Below are 21626 nucleotides of genomic sequence, written 5' to 3'. Positions count from 1 at the left end.
GCCACGTCAGCGGCTCACGCCAGCTCACTCCGGCACGCCCTTCGGTGGGCGAGACTTTGTGACTTTGTGAAAAATTTCACGAAGTGTGGTGAGCGGGTCTAGGCTGGGTGTCATGGCAATCACTCCGCAGCTGTCCCCGAAGCCCCGTGTCCTCATCGTCGGCGGCGGTTACGCCGGCCTGTACGTCGCCAAGAACCTGGAGAAGAAGGTCAAGGAGCGTGGCGGCGTCGTCACCCTCGTGGACCCGAACCCGTACATGACGTACCAGCCGTTCCTGCCTGAGGTCGTCGGCGGGAACATCGAGCCCCGGCACATCGTGGTGGACCACCGCACCCACCTGAAGAACTCCGAGATCGTCCAGGGCAAGGTCATCAAGGTCGAGCACGCCCGCAAGACCGCCACCGTCCAGACCCAGGACGGCTCCGAGTTCGAGATCCCCTACCAGGACGTCGTCATGACCGCCGGGGCCACCACCCGCGTGTTCCCGATCCCGGGCCTGGGCGAGGCCGGCATCGGCATGAAGACCGTACAGGAGGCCGTCCAGCTGCGGAACCAGATCCTGGACCGCCTCGAGGCCGCCTCCACCATGACCGACGCCGCGGCCCGCAGCCGCGCCCTGACCTTCGCCGTCGTCGGCGGCGGCTTCAACGGCGTCGAGACCATCTCCGAGATGGAGGACCTGATCCGGTCCGTCATCAAGAAGAACCCGCGCCTGGCCCAGTCCGATGCGCGCATCGTCCTGATCGAGGCCATGGGCAAGATCATGCCGGAGGTCGGCGAGGACCAGGCCGTCGAGGTCGTCGAGCACCTGAAGTCCCGCGGCATCGAGGTCCTGCTCAACACCTCGCTCGCCGGCGCCGAGGGCGGAGTCCTCAAACTCATCAACATGCAGGACAAGTCCGACGCCGGCTCCTTCGAGACCGACACCCTCGTCTGGACCGCCGGCGTGGCCGCCAACGCCGTGGCCAAGCAGACCGATTTCCCGGTGGAACAGCGTGGCCGGATCGAGGTCACCCCGACCCTGCAGATCTCCGACGGAGACGGCGGGGTCCTCGAGGGCGCCTGGGGCGCCGGCGACGTGTGCGCCGTGCCGGACCTGACCGGCGACGGCCCCGGAGGCCACTGCGTTCCCAACGCCCAGCACGCCGTGCGCCAGGCCAAGCGCCTCGCCGCCAACCTGCTGGCCGTGCGCTTCGGCGAGGGTGCCGTGGAGGAATACGTCCACAAGTCCCTCGGTGCCGTGGCCGGCCTCGGCTTCGGCAAGGGCGTCGGCAACCCGATGGGCCTCAAGCTCAGCGGCGTCCCCGCATGGCTGGCCCACCGCGGCTACCACGGCCTGGCCATGCCCACGTTCGAGCGCAAGGCCCGCGTGGTCTCCGACTGGGTCCTGGGTGTCGTGTTCGGCCGCGACACCACGCCGATCGAGGGCCTCGAGAACCCGCACAACCCCTTCCTCGAGGCAGCCGGCGGCGAGCTCAAGCCGGGTCGCTTCGACAACCCGAAGGTGCTGGAGTCCGCGGGGAAGTGACGTCTTAAACGAGCTGGGTCCCCAGACCCCACACCACGACGCCGGCCCGGTACCCTTGAGAGGTGCCGGGCCGGCGTCGTGTGTGGTTCAGCGTGCTGGGTCCGTTGCGCCCCCATAGCCCAATTGGCAGAGGCGGGAGACTTAAAATCTCTGTGTTGTGGGTTCGAGTCCCACTGGGGGTACTGCCGGCGGTACCGCCGGCCCCTGCTACGGATTCAGCCGAGCGCGGATCGTCGGGGCCGGGTGACCGTTCCGGGTTGATTCTCAGCCAGGCCCGATAGACTATCCCCAGCCCCCACTGCAGGTCCAGGCCGGATTTCCGGGCAGGACCGACGCGAAGTGGACTGCACGCCACCAACAGAGGAGATGGCCCGTGGCCAACCCCGTCTTCAACAGCAAGAACTTCCAGGAACAGATGCACTCCGGTGACGGCCGGGGTGGCGCTGCCACGCAGCAGGCGCCGGGCTGGTACCAGGGCGGTTCCCGGGGCCAGGCTCCGCAGGACCAGACCCAGCAGCCGCAGTTCGGCCAGCGGGTGACGCAGGACCAGCCGAGCCAGCAGTACACCCCGGAGCAGCTGGAGCAGATGTACGCCCAGCCCGCCGCGGGTCCGGCTGACACGGGCCGGATGAGCTACAACGATGTCATCGCCAAGACCGTCATCACCCTGCTGCTCGTCGTGGCCGGTGCCGCCGTCGGGTGGAACATGCCGGCCCTCATGCTGCCCGGTGCGATCGTCGGCCTGGTCCTGGGACTCGTCAACGCATTCAAGCGTGAGCCCTCGCCCGTGCTCATCCTGATCTACGCCGCCGCGCAGGGACTGTTCCTCGGTGGCATCTCCGGTGTCTTCGAGCAGATGTGGCCGGGCATCGCGGTCCAGGCCGTGCTGGCCACGCTCTGCGTGTTCGCCGTGACCCTGGCGCTCTTCGCCTCCGGCAAATGGCGCGTCTCGAAGAAGTCTGTGAAGATCTTCATGGTCGCGATGATCGGCTACGCGCTGTTCTCCGTGGTCAACCTCTTCCTGATGCTCTTCGGTGTCACCGACGCCATGTTCGGCCTGCGCGGCGAGTTCCCGCTGCTGGGCCTGGGCATCGGCCTCCTCGCCGTGTTCCTGGCCGCGTTCTCGCTCATCATGGACTTCACCGCCATCACCCAGGGCGTTCAGGCCGGGGCCCCGCAGAAGTACTCCTGGTCCGCAGCCTTCGGCCTCACCGTGACGTTGATCTGGCTCTACGTCGAGATCCTGCGCATCCTGGCGATCCTGCGCGGCAACGACTGACCACGCACTGAACCGTCCACAGCCGTCGGCTGGCCCCGTCCGGGAGGAACAATCCGGACGGGGCCAGCCGATTCTGGGTTAATGGAGCCATGAACGAGTCCGAGAACCGTCCCGCCGGCCTGTCTTCCGGTGAGCCGTCCCACCAGCCCTCCGGTGAGCCGTCCCACCAGCCCTCTGGTGAGCGCTCCGACCGGGCTGTCGAGCAGCCTGCCGACCAGCCTGCCGGGGTGGGGTTCGGAGGGCCTGCCGCGACGGGCACCCAGTATGTGCTCCGCCACGGGGGTGCCGAGGCCACCGTCACCTCTCTGGCCGGTGCCCTGCGGCGTTATGAGGTGGACGGAACGGCGTTGGTGGAGACCTACGGCGCGGACGAGATCCCGCCCTCGGCCTGTGGCATCCAGCTGTCCCCGTGGCCCAACCGCGTGCGGGACGGTCGCTGGACGCTGGACGGCGCGACCCAGCAGCTCGACCTCTCGGAACCATCCCGCTCCAACGCCAGTCACGGACTGCTGCGCAACACCGCCTTCGTCCCGGCGGAGCAGACGGCCCGCCGGGTGGTCCTGCTTGGTGAGATCCACCCCCAGCACGGCTACCCGTTCCGCCTCACCCACCAGGTCACCTACACCCTGGACGACGACGGCGCCCTCACCGTCCACCAGCAGCTCACCAACCATTCCGGCCGGCCGGCCCCGGTCGCCTTCGGCGCCCACCCCTTCCTGCGGATCGGAGACGTTCCCAGCGAACAGCTGGTCCTGACGCTGCGGGCGGCAACCCGGGTGCTGTCCGACGATCGGCTCATCCCCACCGGGACGGTCGCGGTCCAGGAAACGCCCGAGGACTTTCGTGAGGGCCGGCAGGTGGGTACCGGCCTGCTCGATGCCGCCTTCACCGATCTGGATCCCGGTGAAGACAGCCGCCACCACCACACGCTGTCCGCGCCGGATGGGCGTAGCGTGGAACTCTGGGCTGACCCGGCCTTCGGCTATGTCCACGTCTTCTTCACGGACCAATTTCCCGGCCGTCGCCGGGCGGTGGCGGTGGAACCGATGACGGCTCCGGCCAACGCCCTGAACAGCGGCGACGGACTGGTGTGGATCGGTCCGGGGGAGCACCTGAGCGCCGCATGGGGCATCACTCATCACCATCCGCCGAACCGTTCCTCTCACCAAGCACACGATCGTCCACACGCTGAGGAGGCAGTCCGTTGAGCACTCGCCCAGAGCCCGGGGCTCCGGACGCTCCGGTTTCCGGTGTGCCCGCAGTCCCGGGTCCCCAGCCTGAGACCCGGGTGCCGGACCCCCTTCTGACCGCGCCCGACCAGGCCAACCGGGTGGCCGCCGACGTCCCCTACGGGCTGACGGTGGCCGCCGCCTGGTCCTGGCGGATACTGCTGGTGCTGGCGATGGCCGGAGCCGGCATCTGGCTGCTGAGCCATGTCTCCCTCCTGGTCATCCCGCTGATCGTGGCGGCCCTGCTGTCCACCCTCCTCGCGCCGGTCCACCAGCGGTTCGTGGGGTGGGGGCTCCCGCGGGGACTGTCCGTGACCGGTGTCATCCTCGGATTCATCGTCGTCGTCCTGGGCCTGCTCACCCTCGTCGGCCAGCAACTCGCCGTGGGATTCACGGACATGCGGGACCAGATCGTGGTGGGCGTCCAGGGCATCGTCGCCTGGCTGGAGACCTTCGGCGTCACCACCGCTCAGTGGAACGACATCCTCTCGGACCTCGGCGAGGCGGTCCGGGCCAACAGCCAGACCATCCTCTCGGGTGCCCTGGGCTTCGGCTCCACCGCCGGCAACATCGCCGCCGGCACGGTGCTGGCCGTCTTCGCACTGATCTTCTTCCTCTATGACGGCAGGAGGATCTGGCGGTTCTGCCTGAACTTCGTTCCCGCCCGCCATCGGATCGCCATCGACGGCGCCGGAGATGTGGGCTGGACCTCCCTCGGCAGCTACGTCCGGGTCCAGATCTTCGTGGCGTTCGTGGATGCCCTGGGCATCGGACTGGGCGCCTTGCTCCTCGGCGTGCCGCTGGCACTGCCCCTCGGTGTGCTGGTGTTCTTCGGCTCGTTCATCCCACTCGTGGGTGCCTTCCTGACCGGCGCGGTGGCCGTGTTGCTGGCGCTCGTGGCCAACGGTTGGGTGAACGCCCTGTTCATGCTCGGCGTGGTGCTCCTGGTCCAGCAGATCGAAGGCAACGTTCTGCAGCCGTTGGTCATGGGGCGTGCGGTCAGTCTGCACCCGTTGGCCGTGTTCCTGGCCGTAGCCGGGGGCACCGCGGTGATGGGCCTGGTCGGCGCGATCTTCGCCGTCCCGCTGATGGCCTTCCTGAACGCCACCATCAAGTACCTCCACGCCAAGCCGTGGCTCGAGGACGAACCTGAACCCGCGGCGGCCTCTGACTACCGCGATACCCGGCTCAAGGACCGGGCCGCTGAGCTCAAGGACCGGGCCGCCGGACTGGAGGGGCCGTGGGGCCGGGCCTATGTGACCATCGACGGCGTGGTCCGCCGGGCCACGGGCGGCACAAGCAGCACGAGCGGCACAGGCGCCACTGCCAGATCCGGCGGCGCCGGCGACGGCGGCGCACCTGGCGGCGCACCCGGTGCCGCTGAAGGCGTTCCCAGCACTGCCGAACGTACCCTGTCAGCCAAGCAGCGGCGTCAGGCCCGCCGGCAGCTCGCGCGGTCACAGTCCCGCTCGCGCTTCCTGCCCCGACGCTTCCGGAAGGACCGTGCCGCAGGTGCCCGCACCGACCCTGATGCCGGCCACGATGCGGGCCACTATGCCGGCCCCGAAGCCAGTCTCGATGCTGGACTCGGTGTTGGCCCAGAGCCCGATAGCGGCGCCCATGCCGACCCCGGAACCGGCACCCCGGGCAATCTTCGCGGCACAGGGTCCGCGGGGGAGGACAATACGGGGATGGACCACTCCGGCCGCCGGCCGGACCGAAACGGAGGACCACAGTGACCACCACCCCCCAGAGCAGTGCAGATACCGCGACGGGTACGGCCGCCGACCGCGCGGTACTCCCGGACCTTCCCGTCACCCTGGCGGATATCGAGGAGGCCCGGCGACTGCTGGACGGGGTCATCGTCCCCACGCCGCTGGACCACTCGCGGGCCCTGGGCCGGCTCACCGGCTCCGTGGTTCACCTCAAGTGCGAGAACCTGCAGCGTGCCGGCTCCTTCAAGGTGCGCGGCGCCTACGTCCGGATGGCCAAGCTCTCCGCGGACGAGCGGGCCCGCGGGGTCGTGGCGGCCTCCGCCGGCAACCACGCCCAAGGGGTGGCCCTGGCAGCCTCCAAGCTGGGGATCAAGGCAACCATCTTCATGCCCCGCGGCGTCGCGCTGCCGAAGTTGCAGGCCACGAAGGACCACGGTGCCGAGGTGATGCTGCACGGCAACAACGTGGACGAGGCCCTGTCCGAGGCGCAGCGGTATGCGGACGAGTCCGGTTCCGTCTTCATCCACCCCTTCGACAATGCCGACGTGGTGGCCGGCCAGGGCACGATCGGCCTGGAGATCCTCGAACAGGATCCGGAGGTGGACACGCTGGTCATGGGCATCGGTGGCGGCGGTCTGCTCGCCGGCGTGGCCGTGGCCGTCAAGGAGATGGCCCGCCGTCAGGGCCGGCATATCAACATCATCGGCGTCCAGGCGGAGAACGCCGCGGCCTACCCGCCATCCCTGGCCGCAGACGCCGTGGTGCCGCTCTCCCACGTCTCGACCATCGCCGACGGGATCGCCGTGGGCAAGCCCGGCCAGATTCCCTTCCAGATCATCAAGGAACTCGTGGACGGAGTGGTCACCGTGTCCGAGGACGCGATCGCCAACGCCCTGGTGTTCTTGCTGGAGCGGTCCAAGATGGTCGTCGAGCCCGCCGGTGTGGTGGGCGTGGCCGCACTGCTGGAGGGCAAGCTGGCCGAGCTCGGGATCGAGTCCAAGCACACCGTGGCCCTGCTTTCCGGCGGCAACGTGGACCCGATGCTGATGCTCAAGGTCATCCAGTCCGGCCTGGCCGCGGGCGGCCGCTACCTGACCGTCAAGATCTCCCTGCGGGACCGTCCCGGCGAGCTGTCCAACATCTCCCGGATCATCTCCGAGACCGACGCCAACGTCACCCGCGTGGACCACAGCCGCATCGGTGGCTCACTCAGCATGGGGGACGTGACGATCACGATCGACATGGAGACCCGCGGGCACGAACACTCCGAGCAGGTCCTGGGCCGGTTGCGGTCCTCTGGTTACCAACCGATCGTGCAGCATTAGCCGGGATCTCTTGAGGGGCTCTGGCAACCTGATCCCTGGATACCTCACCTAAGCCGCCAGACCAGGGCGCCAATAGAAGTTGCGTCGAGGCCGCCGTTGGGGGTCGAGGTACCGGGCCGGGATGAACCAGGGGATGCCCTGACGGACGGAGATCTTCCAGGCCCCGGCGTGTACGGCGTGGTGGTGGTGTGAGCACAGCAGTGCCCCGTTCTCCACCGACGTCGGCCCGCCGTCCTCCCAGTGGCGGATGTGGTGGGCCTCGCACCACGGTGCCGGAATCGAGCAACCGGGTGCCGTGCAACCGCCGTCCCGGGCGGTGATGGCGCGCCTGAGCTGAGGCGTGAACAACCGCTTGGAGCGGCCCACGTCCAGGATCTCGCCGCTGCCGCCCAGTACGACCGGGATCAGATCGGCCTCGCACGCGAGTTGTCGGATCGTCTGTGGATTGATGTCTCCCACGTAGGACGTGGTCGAGACCATCTGATTCTGGCGTCCAGCTGATCCGCCTGAACCGATTGGTCCGGCTGATCCAACTGGACCGGCTGATCCAACTGGACCGGCTGATCCAACTGGTCCGGGCGAATTGGGCGGCCCGGATGCATTGGGCGGACCGGGTAGTCCGAATGATCCGGTGGGGCCGCTTCGCGGCGGCCGTTCTCCGGAGTGCCCGTCATCCGCAGCGCCGAATCGGGCGAACAGGGTTTCGTAATCGATGACCGCCATGATCTGGGGGCGGGCCCGGCCCCTGGGCCCAGGCTGTGCATTGCCGGTCGGGTTGGTGTTCTCGATGTTGCGGCCGTCTGCGCCCATGCCCGTCTCAGGTTTGAAGCCGACCAGGGCCAGCGCGCCCGTCAACGCGCTGACGAGACCGTCGAGTTCTCGCTGGGCCCGGCTGCGTCCGTCGAGGGCTTCACTCGCGGCCAGTTCGGTTGCACGGTCTGCATCGTCGGTATCGGTATCGGTATCGGTGTCGGTGTTGGTGCCCGTGCCAGTGCCGGTGCGATCATGGTTCCGACCCTTCGGGCCCATCCCGCCGTCTGAGCGAGTCGTCCGGGGACTGGACGCAGCGGAGACCACCGTCTTGAGGACTTCATGCTGGACGTCGTTGGCCAGCAGTGTCCACTGATGCAGCCCCTTGCCTGGACCGCGGTAGAACAGGCCCTGCATGGCCTTGAGCTGGGCGTCGGTCGGTTCTGAACCGTCTGGATTGACCACGGCTTCGAAACGCTGCCGCCAGTGCGCGCAGACCTTTCTCAGCGTGTCCGGATTCAGGTCCCGGGCCTGGGCGACGAGCAGCCGTTCACCGTCCGCGAGAAGGCCGTCTACCGTTCCGGGTGCCGTATTCGCCAGGACGGCCTCGCGTTGGGCAGAGGCGATCGTTCCCACGATCATGTCCACCGCTGCTTCACCCAACTCGGCTGCCTGCACCGCCTCGGCCAGGACCGGCATGTCGGCGGGTATCACGGTGGTTCGGTCCAGTGTCAGCGACGCCATGGTGTGGGCGGCCCGGGCCAGTCGGGACTTCGCCTCGCGGCGGTCGATGCGCAAGAGGTCGCGCAAGTATTCTGCGCCGTTCCTGAAGGCACACTTTCCGGGCGGGATGCCCAACACTTCCTCCCGAAGTTGGTGAGCCTCGAAAATCCGGTCAGTGTGCCCGGCCAAGGCTGTCCGGGCGGAGTCGATGGCGCGGGCCAGTGCCTCCACACCCACATGCAACTCCGGCAAGGACCCGGCCACGTTTTCGCTGCGGTCGGAGTCCGCATCATCATGATTGCCCGATTCATGGTCGATGACCGATGCGTCCTTGGAGCCTGAACCTCTTCCCAGGGGCATGTCCCCGCCACTCGACCAGGTTCTGCCGGAACCATCCGAGTCTCCGAAGCCGTCAACCCCAGGAGCGGGGCGGTCCGCATGGGCGTAGAGGCCCCAGTCATCGCTACGGTCCTCTCCGTGTCCTGACGGAGGCGGGGCAATCGGTCCGCCAGCCTTGGGTCAGCTAAGCGGGAGGAGAGTTCGGCAGCCAAGGCGCGGGATTGCGCCAATAGCTCAGGCAGGGGCAGCTCAGCCAGCTCATCACTATCTGCCATGGACCCTCCCGTCCTGTGCCCTTGAACCGATTTCCACCATTCGCGATGGACTAGTACTGGTATTCGAACACGAGTGGCGGACGAGTTAAGCGCTGAGGGCCCGAGATGTGGTCGGCGCGCCTCAAGCTGGGCGGTGTGGAGGAAGGAGTGGAGGATGGAGCCAACCAAGGGATGCGTACTCGGTTGCTCAGGAAGAGGGCGATGGCTGGGCCCAGGACTGTAAGAGGGCTGGGGTCAGTACTGGGGCGAGGTTGGGGTCAGGGCTGAATGAGGGCTGGGTTCAGGACTGGGGCGAGGCCTGAGGTCTGGACTGAATGAGGACCGAGGCAGGCTGTGCTCGGGCCCGTGGATTCTCAGCCAGCGTCAGTAACGACCGTGGCCATGGTGGACGCGGTGAAGGGGTCCACCCGGCGCTTGACGGCCTCCACGACCGGAATCCCGTGGGCGATCTCCTCGATGCGCCGGGACAACTCGCGCCGGTCCAGCTGGCCGCGGGCCGGGCCCAAAAGACCGTGGGCCACGTTGAGGGCCTTGAGGAGGCCGAGTTCCGTCGCCTCGGCGAGGGTGGCCTGACGGTCGCCGGTGAGCACCTGACCCAGCCGCTCACGCAGGGCGATCTCTGAGGCGGGACTGGTGGTCACGAAGTGAGGCCCGCCGAGGAGGCGGGACTCCTCGGTGACGATGCCCTGCCGAGCCAGGCTCCGACCCACGGCCGTGTCCGGGCTGAGCTGGGAACGGCCCACCAGGGTGGAGATCTTCTGCCCCGACATCGAGTCCAGGGCCGGCAGGACGGCATCCAGCGGGGCGTGGCCGGTCATGCCGGCCCGCACCACTGTGACCTGCGGGTCCTTGCCCTCCCGGGCGATCTCGATCATCCCGAGTTCGGCAAGGTCGGCGAGGGCGGCCGCCGCGAGCCCATAGCGGCGGTATCCCCGCGCTCGGCCGGCCGTGCCGTGGTCCTTGGTCAGCAGCAGGAACATCTCTTCGACGATGAGCATGCCACCAACCTAACAAGGTGCCGGGCTGGCCGTCGCCTCCCGCTGGCCGCCGCCTCACCCACGAGAACGGCGGCGCACCGGGGAACCGGTGCGCCGCCGTCGGGAAAGCGGTGTGCAGGGAACGAGTCCTGCCGAGCGTGCCGGGCTGTCAGCGCCGGGTCCGCCCGCGTGAGGATCAGGGCTTGTACGGTTTGGCGGAGACGATCTCCACCGTGATGTCCTTGCCGTTCGGGGCAGCATAGGTCAGCTTGTCGCCGACCTTGGACCCCTGGATGGCGGCACCCAGCGGGGAGCGCTCGGAGTAGACGGTGATGGAGTCCTTGTCATCGGCGATCTCTCGGTTGCCGAAGAGGAAGGCCTCCAGGTCGCCGGCGATCTTGGCCTCCACGACCATGCCGGGCTCCACCACGCCGTTGTCCTCCGGAGAAGCGCCCACCTGGGCGGTCTCGAGCAGTCGCTTGAGCTCGATGATGCGGCCCTCGTTCTTGGACTGCTCCTCGCGAGCGGCGTGGTAACCGCCGTTCTCCTTGAGGTCACCCTCTTCGCGTGCCTGCTCGATGCGGTCGATGATCTCCTGACGGCCGGGTCCGGAGATCTGATCCAGTTCCTGCTTCAGGCGGTCGTAAGCCTCCTGGGTCAGCCAGGGAGCGCTATCAGTGTTGCTCATGGACGCGTGTCTCCTTCGAATTGCTCGTCAGCGGCCATCCGGTATGCCGCTGAGGGACTGCCGGTGCTGCCGCGCGCATGATGCTGAGCCGCCGATTGCGGCCCGGGGGGCGATCATGCAAGAACCCCGCCGGCGGAGCCGCCCGACGTGATGCGGGAAGCCCCTGACAGGCGGGGTTGAAACGTACTGCACCTGATTCTAACGGATGTGTTTCAGAAACGTCATATTCGAGGTGATGTGCGTCTCACGAGTCCTCGGGGAGCCAGCATGCGTTCACGCCGCCATTGACGCCGAGCGCATCGGTGCGCAGATCGACGTCGTAGTACGTCGGGGTGCCCGCTGGTCTGGAGTCCTCGGACGCCGGCTCCGGACCGATGGTGACGGTACGCCAGCCGACCACGGCCTTCTCCTCCGAGAGCACCTGGATGGCGCACTGGACCGTGTCCTCGGGGTCCTTGGTGAGCTGGAACCGCACCGAGGCCTGCGTGGGGGACTCGATCGTGAAACCGACGTCCTTCCAACCCAACGTCTGGGCGCTGGCTGAGGCAGTGAACCAGACGGTGACCCCCACGGCCAGGGCGAGGGCCGCGGCGGCGATCCATTTTCCCCAGCGCTGAGCGAACGAGGGGCGGTTCCTTTGGGGGCGCCCATACCGGTTCGCTAGGCTGTCCATCGGAGCAGGCTCCGCCGAGGTCTGGGGTGTAGAAGTCATATCACTCCATGGTATCCCGGCGCGCCACCGTCCACCGCAGTTCATTCCCCGGACCGACCGGTCCCCGAACATGCCGTCCCGAGCCCCCGCAGACACCGGCGGCGACCCCCGGGATGGGAAAGCAGCCGAGGCCACGTGAGCAGTACGAACCCGACCAACCTGGATGACCTGGAACACCGGGACGGCACTGGTGCGCCGGAATTCGGGGTGTCCGTGGGGCAGACCTCGTACGGTTCGGTCGAGCCGGAAGAACACCATGCCGTCCCCGAGGCCGGGGGAGTGCCGGCGTCCCAGGGGCTGCGGCTGATGGCCGTCCACGCCCACCCGGATGACGAATCCTCCAAGGGCGCAGCCATGATGGCTGCCTATGAGGCCGCCGGAGCCGAGGTCATGGTCGTGACCTGTACCGGGGGAGAGCGGGGGGACCTGCTCAACCCGGGCTACGGGGACACGGTGCGCCTGGACCGGGACATCACCGGCGTGCGGCGGACCGAGATGCAGGAGGCCGGGGCCGCTCTCGGCATCGAGCACCGGTGGCTCGGCTTCATGGACTCCGGGCTGCCCGAGGGTGACCCGATGCCTCCGTTGCCCTTCGGCAGCTTCGGCACCCTTCCCCTGGAACAGGCGGCGGCCCCGTTGGTCAGGGTGATCCGTGAGTTCCGTCCGCACGTGTTGATCAGCTACGACGAGATCGGTGGCTACCCGCACCCGGACCACATCAAGTCCCACGAGGTCACGGTGGAGGCCTACCGGGCCGCCGGGGACCCGGAACGGTATCCCGGGACCGGGGAAGCCTGGACCCCCTCCAAGCTCTACTACGACCGTGCCTTCAACCCGGACAAGTACCGGGCCCTGCACGAGGCGTACCTGGAGGCCGGCGAGGAGTCTCCGTACACGGAGCGGCTCGAGTGGTTCCGCAAGCTCCTGGAGGAGCAGGAGCAGGCGGAGGCCCAGGCGGCCGAGCAGGACGTGCCGTCCGCCACCGCCCCAGCCCGATTCCGGCTGACGCGCCACCAGGTCACCACCCAGATCCATGTGGCCGACTACTTCGAGCAGCGGGACAACGCCCTGCGCGCCCACCGGACCCAGATCGATCCGCACGGGCAGTTCTTCGCCACGCCGAACGCACTGATGCGGCGGACCTGGCCGTGGGAGGACTACGTCCTGATCGATTCGCGCGTGGAGACCACGCTGCCGGAGACGGACCTCTTCACCGGACTGCGCTGACCCGACGCCGGCCGCGCGCCATGATCGTTCCGGTCGCGTGCCGCGCGCGTGCTGGCCGCACGGTCGACGAACGGTTGCCGCAGGGCAGCCGCCCGTTGCCGCGGGCCGGTCCGTCGTGTGGGGACGGTAGACTGGGTGACCGTGATCGCCTTCCTTCCCCTTGCCGTATCCCCTTCTGCCGCCCCCGCGTCCAGCAGTGGTGGCGAGGCCTCGGAACAGCCGGCGCCCGGGGTGCAGGAACCGACGTTGCGTCCGGGACTCGACCAGACCGAGGTCACGCCCGGCATTGAGGGATTCCTGTTCACGGCGCTGATGGTGGCCATGGCCATTGTGGTCATCCGCCTCATGGTCCGGTCGGTCCGGCGGGTGCAGTACCGGTCCTCGCAGGCCGAGGACATGCTCGTCGAGCGCTACCAGGGGCATCTGCCGGAAGATGTGCGCCACCCCCACGACGAGGTGGACCCGGACATGCGAGCGGCCTCCGACGTCGATCTCCAACGGGCCCGGCTCCAGAAGAAGTACCCGGGCTACCTCGACAGCCCCGCACCGGAGCCCAAGGCTCCGGACTCCGGCCGCGACTGATCGTGGACTGAAATCGGGCTGGACGTGTCGGTCAGACGCGGGCGCCCGCGCAGGCCTCGGCCAGCAGGCCACGCAACTGCACCGCGGAATGGCTGCCGTTGAAGATCTCCGTTCCCGGCTGGAAGACACGGCCGGCGGCGAGCGGGCCGGCGTCGACGGCATCGAAGCCGATCCGGTCGATGAAGGCGGCCACCAGGGCGCGCGACTGCTCATGATCGCTGGCGACGGCCAGGGCACGTCGGTCCGCGGCGCCGGAGGTCCGATGGTCGGCCTCCAGATCGTGGTAGCCGATGTGGTTCAGTGACTTGACCAGCAGGGCGCCGGGCAGGTGATCCTGGATCACCTCGCTGGTGGAGCGGGCGTCCCGCTCGAAATCCGGCAGCTCGCCGTCCGTGGGGGCCCAGTAATTCATGACGTCGACGACGGTCCGCCCGGCGAAGTGCGCCGGGTCCAGGTCCCGGTACCTCCGCAAGGGGATCGCGATGACGGTCAGGTCCGTCTCCGCCAGCTCCGGCGCATCGACGGCGATGGCACCCGGCGTGACGATCTCGGCCAGCAGCGCGATCTCCTCGGCGGGTTTGGCGGTGGCGATGCGGACCTCGTATCCCGATTCGACCGCACGGCGGGCCACAGCTGCCCCGACTCTGCCTACGCCGAGGATGCCGATGCTGCCGGGGGTGACTGCCGTGGTCGTCATGGATTCCTTTGCCGTGGTGGATCTACTGCGGTGGCTCACGCCCGTGCCGGAGCGTGGCGCACGAGACCGTTGGTTCTCGAGTTGGGTCTCGAATCAGAGTTCACTGAGGAAACACAAGCTGGCGGCGCGGGTATTCCTGCCGTGGCTGACGTCACATCCGGCGGTTGTTGGGTTGTTGGGTCGTTCAGCCGTACGGGACACCGGGCGGCGATCATCCTCGCAACCGGTCTGCGTCCTCCTCGTCCGTGATCCGGCCCTCCGAGTCGCTCGTTCGTGCCTGGTGCACGTCCAGGCGCCGCTGCAGGGTGGACCGCCACCGCCCCGGCACGCCGGGGGAAGCCAGGATCCGCTCGATGGCGGAGGTATCGCCCTTGTCCACGTTCATCACGCGGGACAGTTCGGCCAGGTCCACCGCGCCCGGGTTGCGCTCGACCAGCCTCATCACCTGCCCGGCCTGCAGGGTCCCCGGTGTCAGCACCCGGAGGTACCATCCGGTGCGGCCGGTGGATTGCACGCGGCGGGCCAGGTCGGGGATGCCCCACCGGGACGACAGCTTCCAGCAGGGCCGCCGTGACTGCGTCACCTGCAGCCGGACTCCCTCCACATCCCAGACGTCCTCCAGGCAGACCTCGGATTCCGTCAGGCCGTCCACGGTGAGGTTCTCGAAGAGGGCGCCCTCCGGCAGGTCGAGCCCTTCGGCCCGCCAAGCGGCGTAGTGGGCCCGTCCGTAGCACATCAGGGCCTTCTCGGGGCCGCCGTGGTGGACCACATCGCCCTGTTCATCGCCCGCCAGGCCGGTGGGTCCCAGGGCCACCGGTCCCTCCACGGGTTCCTTGAAGGCGCCCGTGGGCACCGCCTCGTCACGCCACCGCACCGTGCGGACGCGGCCCACCCGCACGGCGGTGATCGTTCCACTGGGGGCGGCGGCTCCCGTGCCGGTGGGGGTGGTGGAGGTGGCGGGCATGCCCCCATCCAATCACCACCGTGCGTCTCGTGGTGGAACAAGCCGATGCGTGGACGTCAGACCTCCAGGACCGCCAGCACGATCGCGATGTAGTGACAGACGAAGCCGCCGATGGTGAAGGCGTGGAACAGTTCGTGGAAGCCGAACCACTCGCGGTGGAGGTTGGGCTTCTTGAGCGCGTAGAACACGGCGCCGATGATGTAGCAGGCGCCGCCCGCGCAGACCAGGACGGCGGCAGCGGCCTGGGCCGCGAAGAAGTCGCCGATGTACAGCAGAGCCGCCAGTCCCAGCAGGATGTAGACCGGGGTGTACAGCCAGCGCGGAGCCGAGGTCCAGAAGACACGGAACGCGACGCCGGCCAGCGCGCCGATCCAGACGCCGGCCAGCAGGAGCGTGGCCTTGTCCTCCGGAAGGAGGGCCAGGGCCAGGGGCGTGTAGGTGCCGGCGATGACCAGCATGATGTTCGTGTGGTCGATGCGCTTCAGCACGAGGGCGACCTGCGGTGACCACTGCACGAGGTGGTAGACGGCCGAGACGGAGAACAGCAGGAGGCCGGTCAGCGCATAGATCGCGCTGGCCCACTTCAGGCCCGCCGTGGGGGCCAGGACCACCAGGACGATCCCGGCGGCCAGGGTGAGCGGCGCCATGACGGCGTGGCTCATGCCTCGGAGCCGGGGCTTGAACTCGGGATGCCCGGGATCCGTGATCCGGTCCAGCCGCCACGTCCGTGCGGTTCTGGCGTGATGCTGGGGCGCGGCAGCCGCGAGGCCTGCGGACGGTTTGCCCGAGGGGGAGTGGACCATGGCTCCCAGAGTACTCCCGGAAACTGGGGGTTACCCGTGGGTAGATCTGGACGGTGCGCCGGGAGGACAGCGCCGGTGGTGCGCCGCAGGGCTGGCGGTTCGCTACCGTAGGAACGGACGAACCACCCACACCACGACGTTTCAGGTGCCGCTCGGATCCGCGGCACGTCCATCGGCCAGACAGGGGACGACCATGAACCTCCCGAACGTCCTCTACAGCTTCTATGAGCGCCGCCTGGCCTCCAGCCTCGACCGCGAGAAGCTGCCCCGGCACATCGGGGTGGTACTGGACGGCAATCGCCGCTGGGCCAAGGCCTCCGGGGCGACGACGGCGGACGGTCATCAGGCCGGCGCGGAGAAGATCCATGAGTTCCTCGGCTGGTGTGACGAGTTCGGCATCAAGGTCGTCACCCTGTACATGCTGTCCACAGACAACATGGGCCGCCCCCCGGAGGAGCTGTCCCAGCTGGTGGGGATCATCGGCAACACCCTGAAGCGACTCGGGGACGGGCTGGCCAACGGGCACCGGGTCCGCGTCCAGGCCGTCGGAGCCCCGGACCTGCTGCCGGCCGGACTGGCCGAGACCCTGGCCGATCTCCAGGCGCGGACCGCCGATGCCGAGGGCGTCCACGTGAACGTGGCCGTGGGTTATGGAGGGCGCCGGGAAATTGTCGATGCCGTCAAGGAGCTCCTGCTGGAGGCGGACGCCGCGGGGCGTTCCGCCTCCGAGGTGGCCGGAGAACTCAGCGACGAACAGATCTCCGGCCGCCTCTATACCCGCGGCCAACCGGATCCGGACCTCGTGATCCGCACCTCGGGGGAGCAACGGCTGTCCGGGTTCCTGATGTGGCAGTCCGCCTACTCCGAGTTCTACTTCTGCGAGGCGCTCTGGCCCGACTTCCGCCGCGTGGACTTCGTCCGCGCCCTGCGGGACTTCGCCTCCCGCCAGCGGCGCTTCGGTTCCTGACGCACGACGCCGGCCCGGCGGTCTCTGCAACGGTCTCTCCCGATTCATCCAGAGTTAATCCGCCACCCGAGAATCCTGACGACATTTCCGCGGCCGGAGGCCTACGGTGGTGGTATCAGTCACCGGCGGGAGCGAACGGGCCACTTGGTTCCACATCCGCATCCCGTGGATTGATCGGAAAGGCCAGGCCGTATGCCGTCACTCCAGACAGCACGCAGCGGGGGTCGTTCCGGCCCCGGGCCGGACCGTCCCATCCCACCCTCGATCATCGGGGCGTGTGCCCCGGTCTGGAGTCCACCGTGGAGAATCTGATCGCCGCCCCGGCCACCGTCACCCCGGCCACCACGCAGCCTGCCGAGCGGATGAGCGTGGGTGAGAAGTCCTATCTGCTGGACACGTCCGTGCTGTTGTCCGATCCGCGGGCGGTTCTGCGCTTCGCCGAACACGAGGTCATCCTGCCGATCGTGGTCATCTCCGAGCTGGAGAAGAAGAGGGACGATCCGGACCTGGGGTTCTACGCCCGGAAAGCACTGCGACTGCTGGACGAACTGCGGATCGAGCATGGCTCCCTGAACACGCCGATCCCCCTCGGCACGGAGGGCGGCTGCCTGCGGGTGGAACTCAACCACATCTCCGTGGACGTGCTGCCCCACGGTTTCCGGAGCGCGGACAACGATTCCCGGATCCTCGCCGTCGCCAAGAACTTTGCGGACGAGGGCCGGGACGTCACGGTGGTCTCCAAGGACCTGCCGATGCGCGTGAAGGCCTCCGCCATGGGCCTGCAGGCCGATGAGTACCGCAATGAACTCGTGAAGGACTCCGGCTGGTCCGGCACGGCGGAGGTCATGGCGACCGAGCAGGAGATCAGCGCCCTGTATGACCATGAGTCGGTGGCCCTGGCGGAGACCGAGGGCTTGCCCGTCAACACCGGCCTGGTAATCACCTCCCCGCGGGGGTCGGCGCTGGGGCGCGTGGACCGGCACGGCAAGACCCAGGTGGTACGCGGGGATCGGGACGTGTTCGGGCTGCACGGACGTTCGGCCGAGCAGCGGCTGGCCATCGACCTGTTGCTGGACCCCTCCGTCGGGATCGTCTCCCTCGGTGGAAGGGCCGGCACCGGCAAATCGGCTCTGGCCCTGTGCGCCGGGCTGGAGGCCGTGATGGAACGCCGGGAACACCGCAAGGTCGTGGTGTTCCGCCCACTGTATGCCGTCGGCGGCCAGGAACTCGGCTACCTGCCCGGCTCCGAGAACGAGAAGATGAACCCCTGGGGCCAGGCCGTGTATGACACCCTCGGCGCGCTGGTCTCCACGGAGGTCCTGGACGAGGTGGTGGACCGCGGCATGCTCGAGGTCCTGCCGCTGACCCACATCCGCGGCCGTTCCCTGCACGATTCCTGGGTGATCGTCGACGAGGCCCAGTCCCTGGAGAAGAACGTTTTGCTCACGGTGATGAGCCGTATGGGGCAGAACTCCAAAATCATCCTCACCCATGACGTCGCCCAGCGGGACAACCTCCGGGTCGGCCGTCATGATGGGATCGCCGCCGTGGTCGAGACCCTGAAGGGGCAGCCGCTGTTCGGACATGTCACGCTGAACCGCTCGGAGCGCTCGCCGATCGCCGCGCTCGTGACGGAGTTGCTGGAGGACGCCAGTATCTGAGCCTGAGAGACGTCTGAGTCAAAGACAGTCGAAGGCAGTTAAAGAAACAGGGGCCGCTGCACGGATGCAGCGGCCCCTGAGGGTGAATCCGTCCGGGTCCCCGCGGAGGGGGGGATGAGGGGACCGGGGATGATCCACCGCAGCCATGGCCCCTTGAAACGGGATGGAGGCCATGGAGTTTATAGCGCTTCCACAACGGTTCACGAGTGATGAGTCGGTGTCGCACGGATGGAAGCGGTTCCAGCATACCGAGGTTTGGCTTGGTTGCCTACCACTTTCGTTAAAGTCACACCATCGACTTCTGGCCAGTCTTGACCGGGACTATCGGACAGGTCCTTGACCCCTTGGGTTCCCGCTCGCCAGCGCTCTGTCTACCTCATCAGCTCCCCGTCGCGGCGCTCGCGCAGGTCACGGCGCGCCTGCCGGGTGTCGGCGAACGCCACCACCACACCGGCAGCAGCACCGGCGAGATGTCCTTGCCAGGAGACGCGCGGGTTGATCGGCAGGAAGCCCCAGACGATCCCTCCGTAGAGCAGCACCACCACGACGGCGGCCGCAATCGCTGTGAACCGCCGGGACAGGACCCCGTAGGTCACCAGGAAGGCCGCATAGCCGTAGACGATGACGGAGGCGCCGATGTGGTTGGTCCCCAGGCCGCCGATCAGCCACGTGCCGAAACCACCCAGGAGCCAGATGCCGGCCGTAAGCAACCACCACTTGCGGGTCAGCCAGGCGATCATGGCCCCCATCACCAGGAACGGCAGCGTGTTGGAGAGCAGGTGGCCGAAGCCAGAGTGCAGCAGCGGTGCGAACAGGATGCCGGGCAGTCCCGCAGGGTCGAGGGGCTGGATTCCGAACTGGTTGAGCCAGCCGCCGAGGAACAGGTCGACGATCTCCAGTGCCCACATGACCACCACGAGCCCGAGCACGGGCAGGGCACGCTGGATCCACACGGGATAGGACCGCAGCTGGTCGATGACCTGGCGGCGTGACGAGGGGCGCTTCACGGGTTCGGACATGTCCACAGCCTAGTGAGCCGAACGCCACGGTGGGCGTATGCCGTTCTAGTCTGGGAGGATGCCGACGATCCTGGCCGAGGCGGCCCATGACGGGAACTGGCTGCTGCTGGCAGCCGTCCTGGCGTCCCTGGCCGTCTTCAGCGTGTGCGCGGTCATCCTGACCGTCACCGATCTGCGCGAACATCGCCTGCCCAATCGGTGGACCGGGGCCTTGGCCGCCGGGGGCGCCGTCACGCTCGGGTTGGCCTGTCTCGTGAACGACGCCGGCTGGTCGCGTTTCTGGTCCATGCTCGGCGGAGGCGTGGCATACCTCGGGCTGATCCTGCTCCTGCACCTGATCAGCCGGACCGGCATGGGCCTGGGGGACGTCAAGCTGGCCGGCGGTCTGGGTCTGTATGCCGGGTGGCTCGGCTGGGACCATCTCTTCGGGGCCATCGTCCTGGGCTTCGTGGCCGGGGGAGTGGTGGCCCTGGCCCTGGTGCTGACCCGGCGGGCCACGGGCTCCACGCACCTGCCCTTCGGGCCGGCGATGCTGCTGGGCACGGCGGCTGCCCTGCTCTTCTGACCGCTTGGTCTCAACACCCGTCCTCAACGCACTGTGGGGGCAAAGACGACTCGTCGTCCTTGCCCCCACAATGGGCTGCGTCACCAGGCCGGTCCGGCGTCAGGACGCCGGCGGCGGAGGCCAGGGTGCCCCGGGTGCAGGGACCGGAGCCTTCTGGTCCAGGGTCAGGCGGGGTGGGTCATGGACATGGTGTCCAGGGCCGCGTCCAGCTGCTCCTCGGTGACCTCGCCGCGCTCCACGTAACCGAGGTCGACGACGGCCTCGCGGACGGTCATCTTCTGGACCACGGAGTGCTTGGCGATCTTGGCGGCCGCCTCGTAGCCGATGACCTTGTTCAGCGGGGTGACGATCGAGGGGGAGGCACCGGCGAGGAACGAGCAGCGCTCCACGTTGGCCTCGATGCCGTCGATCATCTTGTCCGCCATGACGCGCGCGGTGTTGGCCAGCAGACGGATGGACTCGAGCAGGTTCGCGGCCATCACCGGGATGCCCACGTTCAGCTCGAAGGCGCCGTTGGTGGAGGACAGCGAGATGGTGGTGTCGTTGCCGATCACCTGGGCGGAGACCATGATGGCGGCCTCGCAGATCACGGGGTTGACCTTGCCCGGCATGATCGAGGAGCCCGGCTGCAGGTCCGGGATGGCGATCTCGCCGAGTCCGGTGTTCGGGCCGGAGCCCATCCAGCGCAGGTCGTTGTTGATCTTCATGAACGAGTAGGCGATGTTGCGCAGCTGGCCGGAGGCCTCCACGAGACCGTCGCGGTTGGCCTGGGCCTCGAAGTGGTTGCGGGCTTCGGTCAGCGGCAGCCCGGTCTCCTCGGCGAGCAGCTCGATGACGCGGGCGGAGAAGCCCTTCGGGGTGTTGATGCCCGTGCCCACGGCGGTGCCGCCCAGGGGGACCTCGGCCACGCGCGGCAGGGACGCGTCGATGCGCTCGATGCCGTAGCGGACCTGTGCGGCGTAGCCGCCGAACTCCTGGCCCAGGGTCACCGGGGTGGCGTCCATGAGGTGGGTGCGGCCGGACTTGACGACGTTCTCGAAGGCCTTGGCCTTCTTCTCCAGGGACACGGCGAGGTGGTCCAGAGCCGGCTTCAGATCGTTGATCAGAGCGCCGGTCACGGCGACGTGCACGGAGGTCGGGAAGACGTCGTTGGAGGACTGCGAGGCGTTGACATGGTCGTTCGGGTGGACCTCGGCGTCCGAGCCGGCGGCCTTCAGGGCCTGGGTGGCCAGGTTGGCGAGGACCTCGTTGGTATTCATGTTCGAGGAGGTGCCGGAACCGGTCTGGAACACGTCGATCGGGTACTGGTCGTCATGCTGGCCGGAGATGACCTCGTCCGCGGCGGCGACGATCGCATCGCGGCGCTCCTCGTCGATCACGCCGAGCTCGGCATTGGCCTGGGCTGCGGCCTTCTTGACCTGGGCCAAGGCGTGGACGTGAGCCGGCTCCAGGGTCTTGCCGGAGATCGGGAAGTTCTCCACGGCACGCTGGGTCTGGGCGCGGTACAGGGCGTCAACCGGGACCTTGACCTCACCCATGGTGTCGTGCTCGATGCGGAACTGCTGTTCGGACAATTGCTGCGAAGAAGTCAGATCGGTCAT

At 68.1% G+C, this 21626-nt stretch carries 19 protein-coding genes and 1 tRNA gene; 11 read left to right on the top strand and 9 right to left on the bottom strand.

What is annotated here, in order from left to right; genetic code table 11:
• Positions 1–112: 112 nt before the first annotated feature.
• From IEX49_RS02775 to ilvA, 6 genes are all read left to right on the top strand, one after another.
• Positions 113–1528, top strand: a complete 1416-nt coding sequence (locus IEX49_RS02775; RefSeq protein WP_188803890.1) for an NAD(P)/FAD-dependent oxidoreductase — start codon at positions 113–115, stop codon at positions 1526–1528.
• A gap of 108 nt (positions 1529–1636) precedes the next feature.
• A tRNA-Leu gene (locus IEX49_RS02770) sits at positions 1637–1710 on the top strand.
• 191 nt (positions 1711–1901) lie between these two features.
• Positions 1902–2807, top strand: coding sequence for a Bax inhibitor-1/YccA family protein (locus tag IEX49_RS02765; protein WP_229672107.1), 906 nt, complete (start codon positions 1902–1904; stop codon positions 2805–2807).
• Positions 2808–2896: 89 nt separating this feature from the next.
• A complete protein-coding gene (locus IEX49_RS02760) occupies positions 2897–4015 on the top strand; it encodes an aldose epimerase family protein (protein WP_188803888.1) in 1119 nt (372 codons plus the stop codon).
• Between the two features lie 80 nt (positions 4016–4095).
• Positions 4096–5775, top strand: a complete 1680-nt coding sequence (locus IEX49_RS02755) for an AI-2E family transporter (RefSeq protein WP_229672106.1) — start codon at positions 4096–4098, stop codon at positions 5773–5775.
• A gap of 80 nt (positions 5776–5855) precedes the next feature.
• Entirely contained in the window at positions 5856–7076 is a 1221-nt protein-coding gene (gene ilvA / locus IEX49_RS02750) for a threonine ammonia-lyase (RefSeq protein WP_229672168.1), read from the top strand.
• Positions 7077–7124: 48 nt separating this feature from the next.
• On the opposite strand, the gene IEX49_RS02745 is transcribed toward ilvA, so the two are convergent.
• The 4 genes from IEX49_RS02745 to IEX49_RS02730 form a co-directional block, all read right to left on the bottom strand.
• Positions 7125–8636: an HNH endonuclease gene (locus tag IEX49_RS02745; RefSeq protein WP_188803884.1), complete on the bottom strand. Its 1512-nt coding sequence runs from the start codon at positions 8634–8636 to the stop codon at positions 7125–7127.
• Positions 8637–9516: 880 nt separating this feature from the next.
• Positions 9517–10161, bottom strand: coding sequence for a GOLPH3/VPS74 family protein (locus IEX49_RS02740; RefSeq protein WP_188803882.1), 645 nt, complete (start codon positions 10159–10161; stop codon positions 9517–9519).
• A 175-nt stretch (positions 10162–10336) separates the two neighbouring features.
• Positions 10337–10828 carry a transcription elongation factor GreA gene (greA, locus tag IEX49_RS02735; protein ID WP_188803879.1) on the bottom strand — a complete coding sequence of 164 codons (492 nt, stop codon included), beginning with the start codon at positions 10826–10828 and terminating at the stop codon, positions 10337–10339.
• Between the two features lie 244 nt (positions 10829–11072).
• Positions 11073–11540 carry a DUF4307 domain-containing protein gene (locus IEX49_RS02730; protein WP_188803878.1) on the bottom strand — a complete coding sequence of 156 codons (468 nt, stop codon included), beginning with the start codon at positions 11538–11540 and terminating at the stop codon, positions 11073–11075.
• A gap of 306 nt (positions 11541–11846) precedes the next feature.
• Between IEX49_RS02730 and mca the strand changes: the two genes are divergently transcribed.
• Both mca and IEX49_RS02720 read left to right on the top strand, forming a co-directional pair.
• Positions 11847–12767, top strand: a complete 921-nt coding sequence (gene mca / locus IEX49_RS02725) for a mycothiol conjugate amidase Mca (RefSeq protein WP_188804252.1) — start codon at positions 11847–11849, stop codon at positions 12765–12767.
• A gap of 141 nt (positions 12768–12908) precedes the next feature.
• A complete protein-coding gene (locus IEX49_RS02720; RefSeq protein WP_229672105.1) occupies positions 12909–13349 on the top strand; it encodes a hypothetical protein in 441 nt (146 codons plus the stop codon).
• A gap of 31 nt (positions 13350–13380) precedes the next feature.
• Here the strand turns inward: IEX49_RS02720 and IEX49_RS02715 are convergent, their stop codons facing one another.
• The 3 genes from IEX49_RS02715 to trhA form a co-directional block, all read right to left on the bottom strand.
• Positions 13381–14046 (bottom strand): NADPH-dependent F420 reductase, encoded by a 666-nt coding sequence (locus IEX49_RS02715; RefSeq protein ID WP_188803874.1) that lies wholly within the window; start codon positions 14044–14046, stop codon positions 13381–13383.
• A gap of 211 nt (positions 14047–14257) precedes the next feature.
• Entirely contained in the window at positions 14258–15010 is a 753-nt protein-coding gene (locus tag IEX49_RS02710; protein ID WP_188803872.1) for an MOSC domain-containing protein, read from the bottom strand.
• 56 nt (positions 15011–15066) lie between these two features.
• On the bottom strand, positions 15067–15813 hold the full coding sequence (gene trhA / locus IEX49_RS02705) for a PAQR family membrane homeostasis protein TrhA (RefSeq protein ID WP_188803869.1): 747 nt from the start codon (positions 15811–15813) through the stop codon (positions 15067–15069).
• 193 nt (positions 15814–16006) lie between these two features.
• On the opposite strand from trhA, the gene IEX49_RS02700 reads away from it, so the two are divergent.
• Both IEX49_RS02700 and phoH2 read left to right on the top strand, forming a co-directional pair.
• Complete coding sequence (locus tag IEX49_RS02700) at positions 16007–16780, top strand: isoprenyl transferase (protein WP_188803868.1); 774 nt, start codon at positions 16007–16009, stop codon at positions 16778–16780.
• A 362-nt stretch (positions 16781–17142) separates the two neighbouring features.
• The gene (phoH2, locus tag IEX49_RS02695; protein WP_229672166.1) at positions 17143–18441 is read left to right on the top strand and encodes an RNA 5'-3' helicase PhoH2; all 1299 of its coding nucleotides are present in this window, start codon (positions 17143–17145) and stop codon (positions 18439–18441) included.
• A gap of 371 nt (positions 18442–18812) precedes the next feature.
• Here phoH2 and IEX49_RS02690 read toward each other — a convergent pair whose 3' ends face one another.
• The gene (locus IEX49_RS02690; protein ID WP_188803866.1) at positions 18813–19460 is read right to left on the bottom strand and encodes a rhomboid family intramembrane serine protease; all 648 of its coding nucleotides are present in this window, start codon (positions 19458–19460) and stop codon (positions 18813–18815) included.
• Between the two features lie 58 nt (positions 19461–19518).
• Between IEX49_RS02690 and IEX49_RS02685 the strand changes: the two genes are divergently transcribed.
• Positions 19519–20025 carry a prepilin peptidase gene (locus IEX49_RS02685; protein WP_188803864.1) on the top strand — a complete coding sequence of 169 codons (507 nt, stop codon included), beginning with the start codon at positions 19519–19521 and terminating at the stop codon, positions 20023–20025.
• A gap of 164 nt (positions 20026–20189) precedes the next feature.
• Here IEX49_RS02685 and IEX49_RS02680 read toward each other — a convergent pair whose 3' ends face one another.
• Entirely contained in the window at positions 20190–21626 is a 1437-nt protein-coding gene (locus IEX49_RS02680) for a class II fumarate hydratase (RefSeq protein ID WP_188803862.1), read from the bottom strand.

The sequence above is a fragment of the Citricoccus zhacaiensis genome (genome assembly GCF_014645315.1).
Taxonomy (GTDB): Bacteria; Actinomycetota; Actinomycetes; order Actinomycetales; family Micrococcaceae; genus Citricoccus; species Citricoccus zhacaiensis.
The sequence above is the reverse complement of the archived record's forward strand: the minus strand, read 5'-3'. Positions and strand labels throughout refer to the sequence as shown.

Coding starts and splice junctions, on each gene's coding strand:
- IEX49_RS02775 (WP_188803890.1), top strand. CDS start 113: ATGGCAATCACTCCGCAGCTGTCCCCGAAGCCCCGTGTCCTCATCGTC.
- IEX49_RS02760 (WP_188803888.1), top strand. CDS start 2,897: ATGAACGAGTCCGAGAACCGTCCCGCCGGCCTGTCTTCCGGTGAGCCG.
- IEX49_RS02740 (WP_188803882.1), bottom strand. CDS start 10,161: ATGCTCATCGTCGAAGAGATGTTCCTGCTGCTGACCAAGGACCACGGC.
- greA (WP_188803879.1), bottom strand. CDS start 10,828: ATGAGCAACACTGATAGCGCTCCCTGGCTGACCCAGGAGGCTTACGAC.
- IEX49_RS02730 (WP_188803878.1), bottom strand. CDS start 11,540: ATGACTTCTACACCCCAGACCTCGGCGGAGCCTGCTCCGATGGACAGC.
- mca (WP_188804252.1), top strand. CDS start 11,847: ATGGCCGTCCACGCCCACCCGGATGACGAATCCTCCAAGGGCGCAGCC.
- IEX49_RS02715 (WP_188803874.1), bottom strand. CDS start 14,046: ATGACGACCACGGCAGTCACCCCCGGCAGCATCGGCATCCTCGGCGTA.
- IEX49_RS02710 (WP_188803872.1), bottom strand. CDS start 15,010: ATGCCCGCCACCTCCACCACCCCCACCGGCACGGGAGCCGCCGCCCCC.
- trhA (WP_188803869.1), bottom strand. CDS start 15,813: ATGGTCCACTCCCCCTCGGGCAAACCGTCCGCAGGCCTCGCGGCTGCC.
- IEX49_RS02700 (WP_188803868.1), top strand. CDS start 16,007: ATGAACCTCCCGAACGTCCTCTACAGCTTCTATGAGCGCCGCCTGGCC.
- phoH2 (WP_229672166.1), top strand. CDS start 17,143: ATGAGCGTGGGTGAGAAGTCCTATCTGCTGGACACGTCCGTGCTGTTG.
- IEX49_RS02690 (WP_188803866.1), bottom strand. CDS start 19,460: ATGTCCGAACCCGTGAAGCGCCCCTCGTCACGCCGCCAGGTCATCGAC.
- IEX49_RS02685 (WP_188803864.1), top strand. CDS start 19,519: ATGCCGACGATCCTGGCCGAGGCGGCCCATGACGGGAACTGGCTGCTG.
- IEX49_RS02680 (WP_188803862.1), bottom strand. CDS start 21,626: ATGACCGATCTGACTTCTTCGCAGCAATTGTCCGAACAGCAGTTCCGC.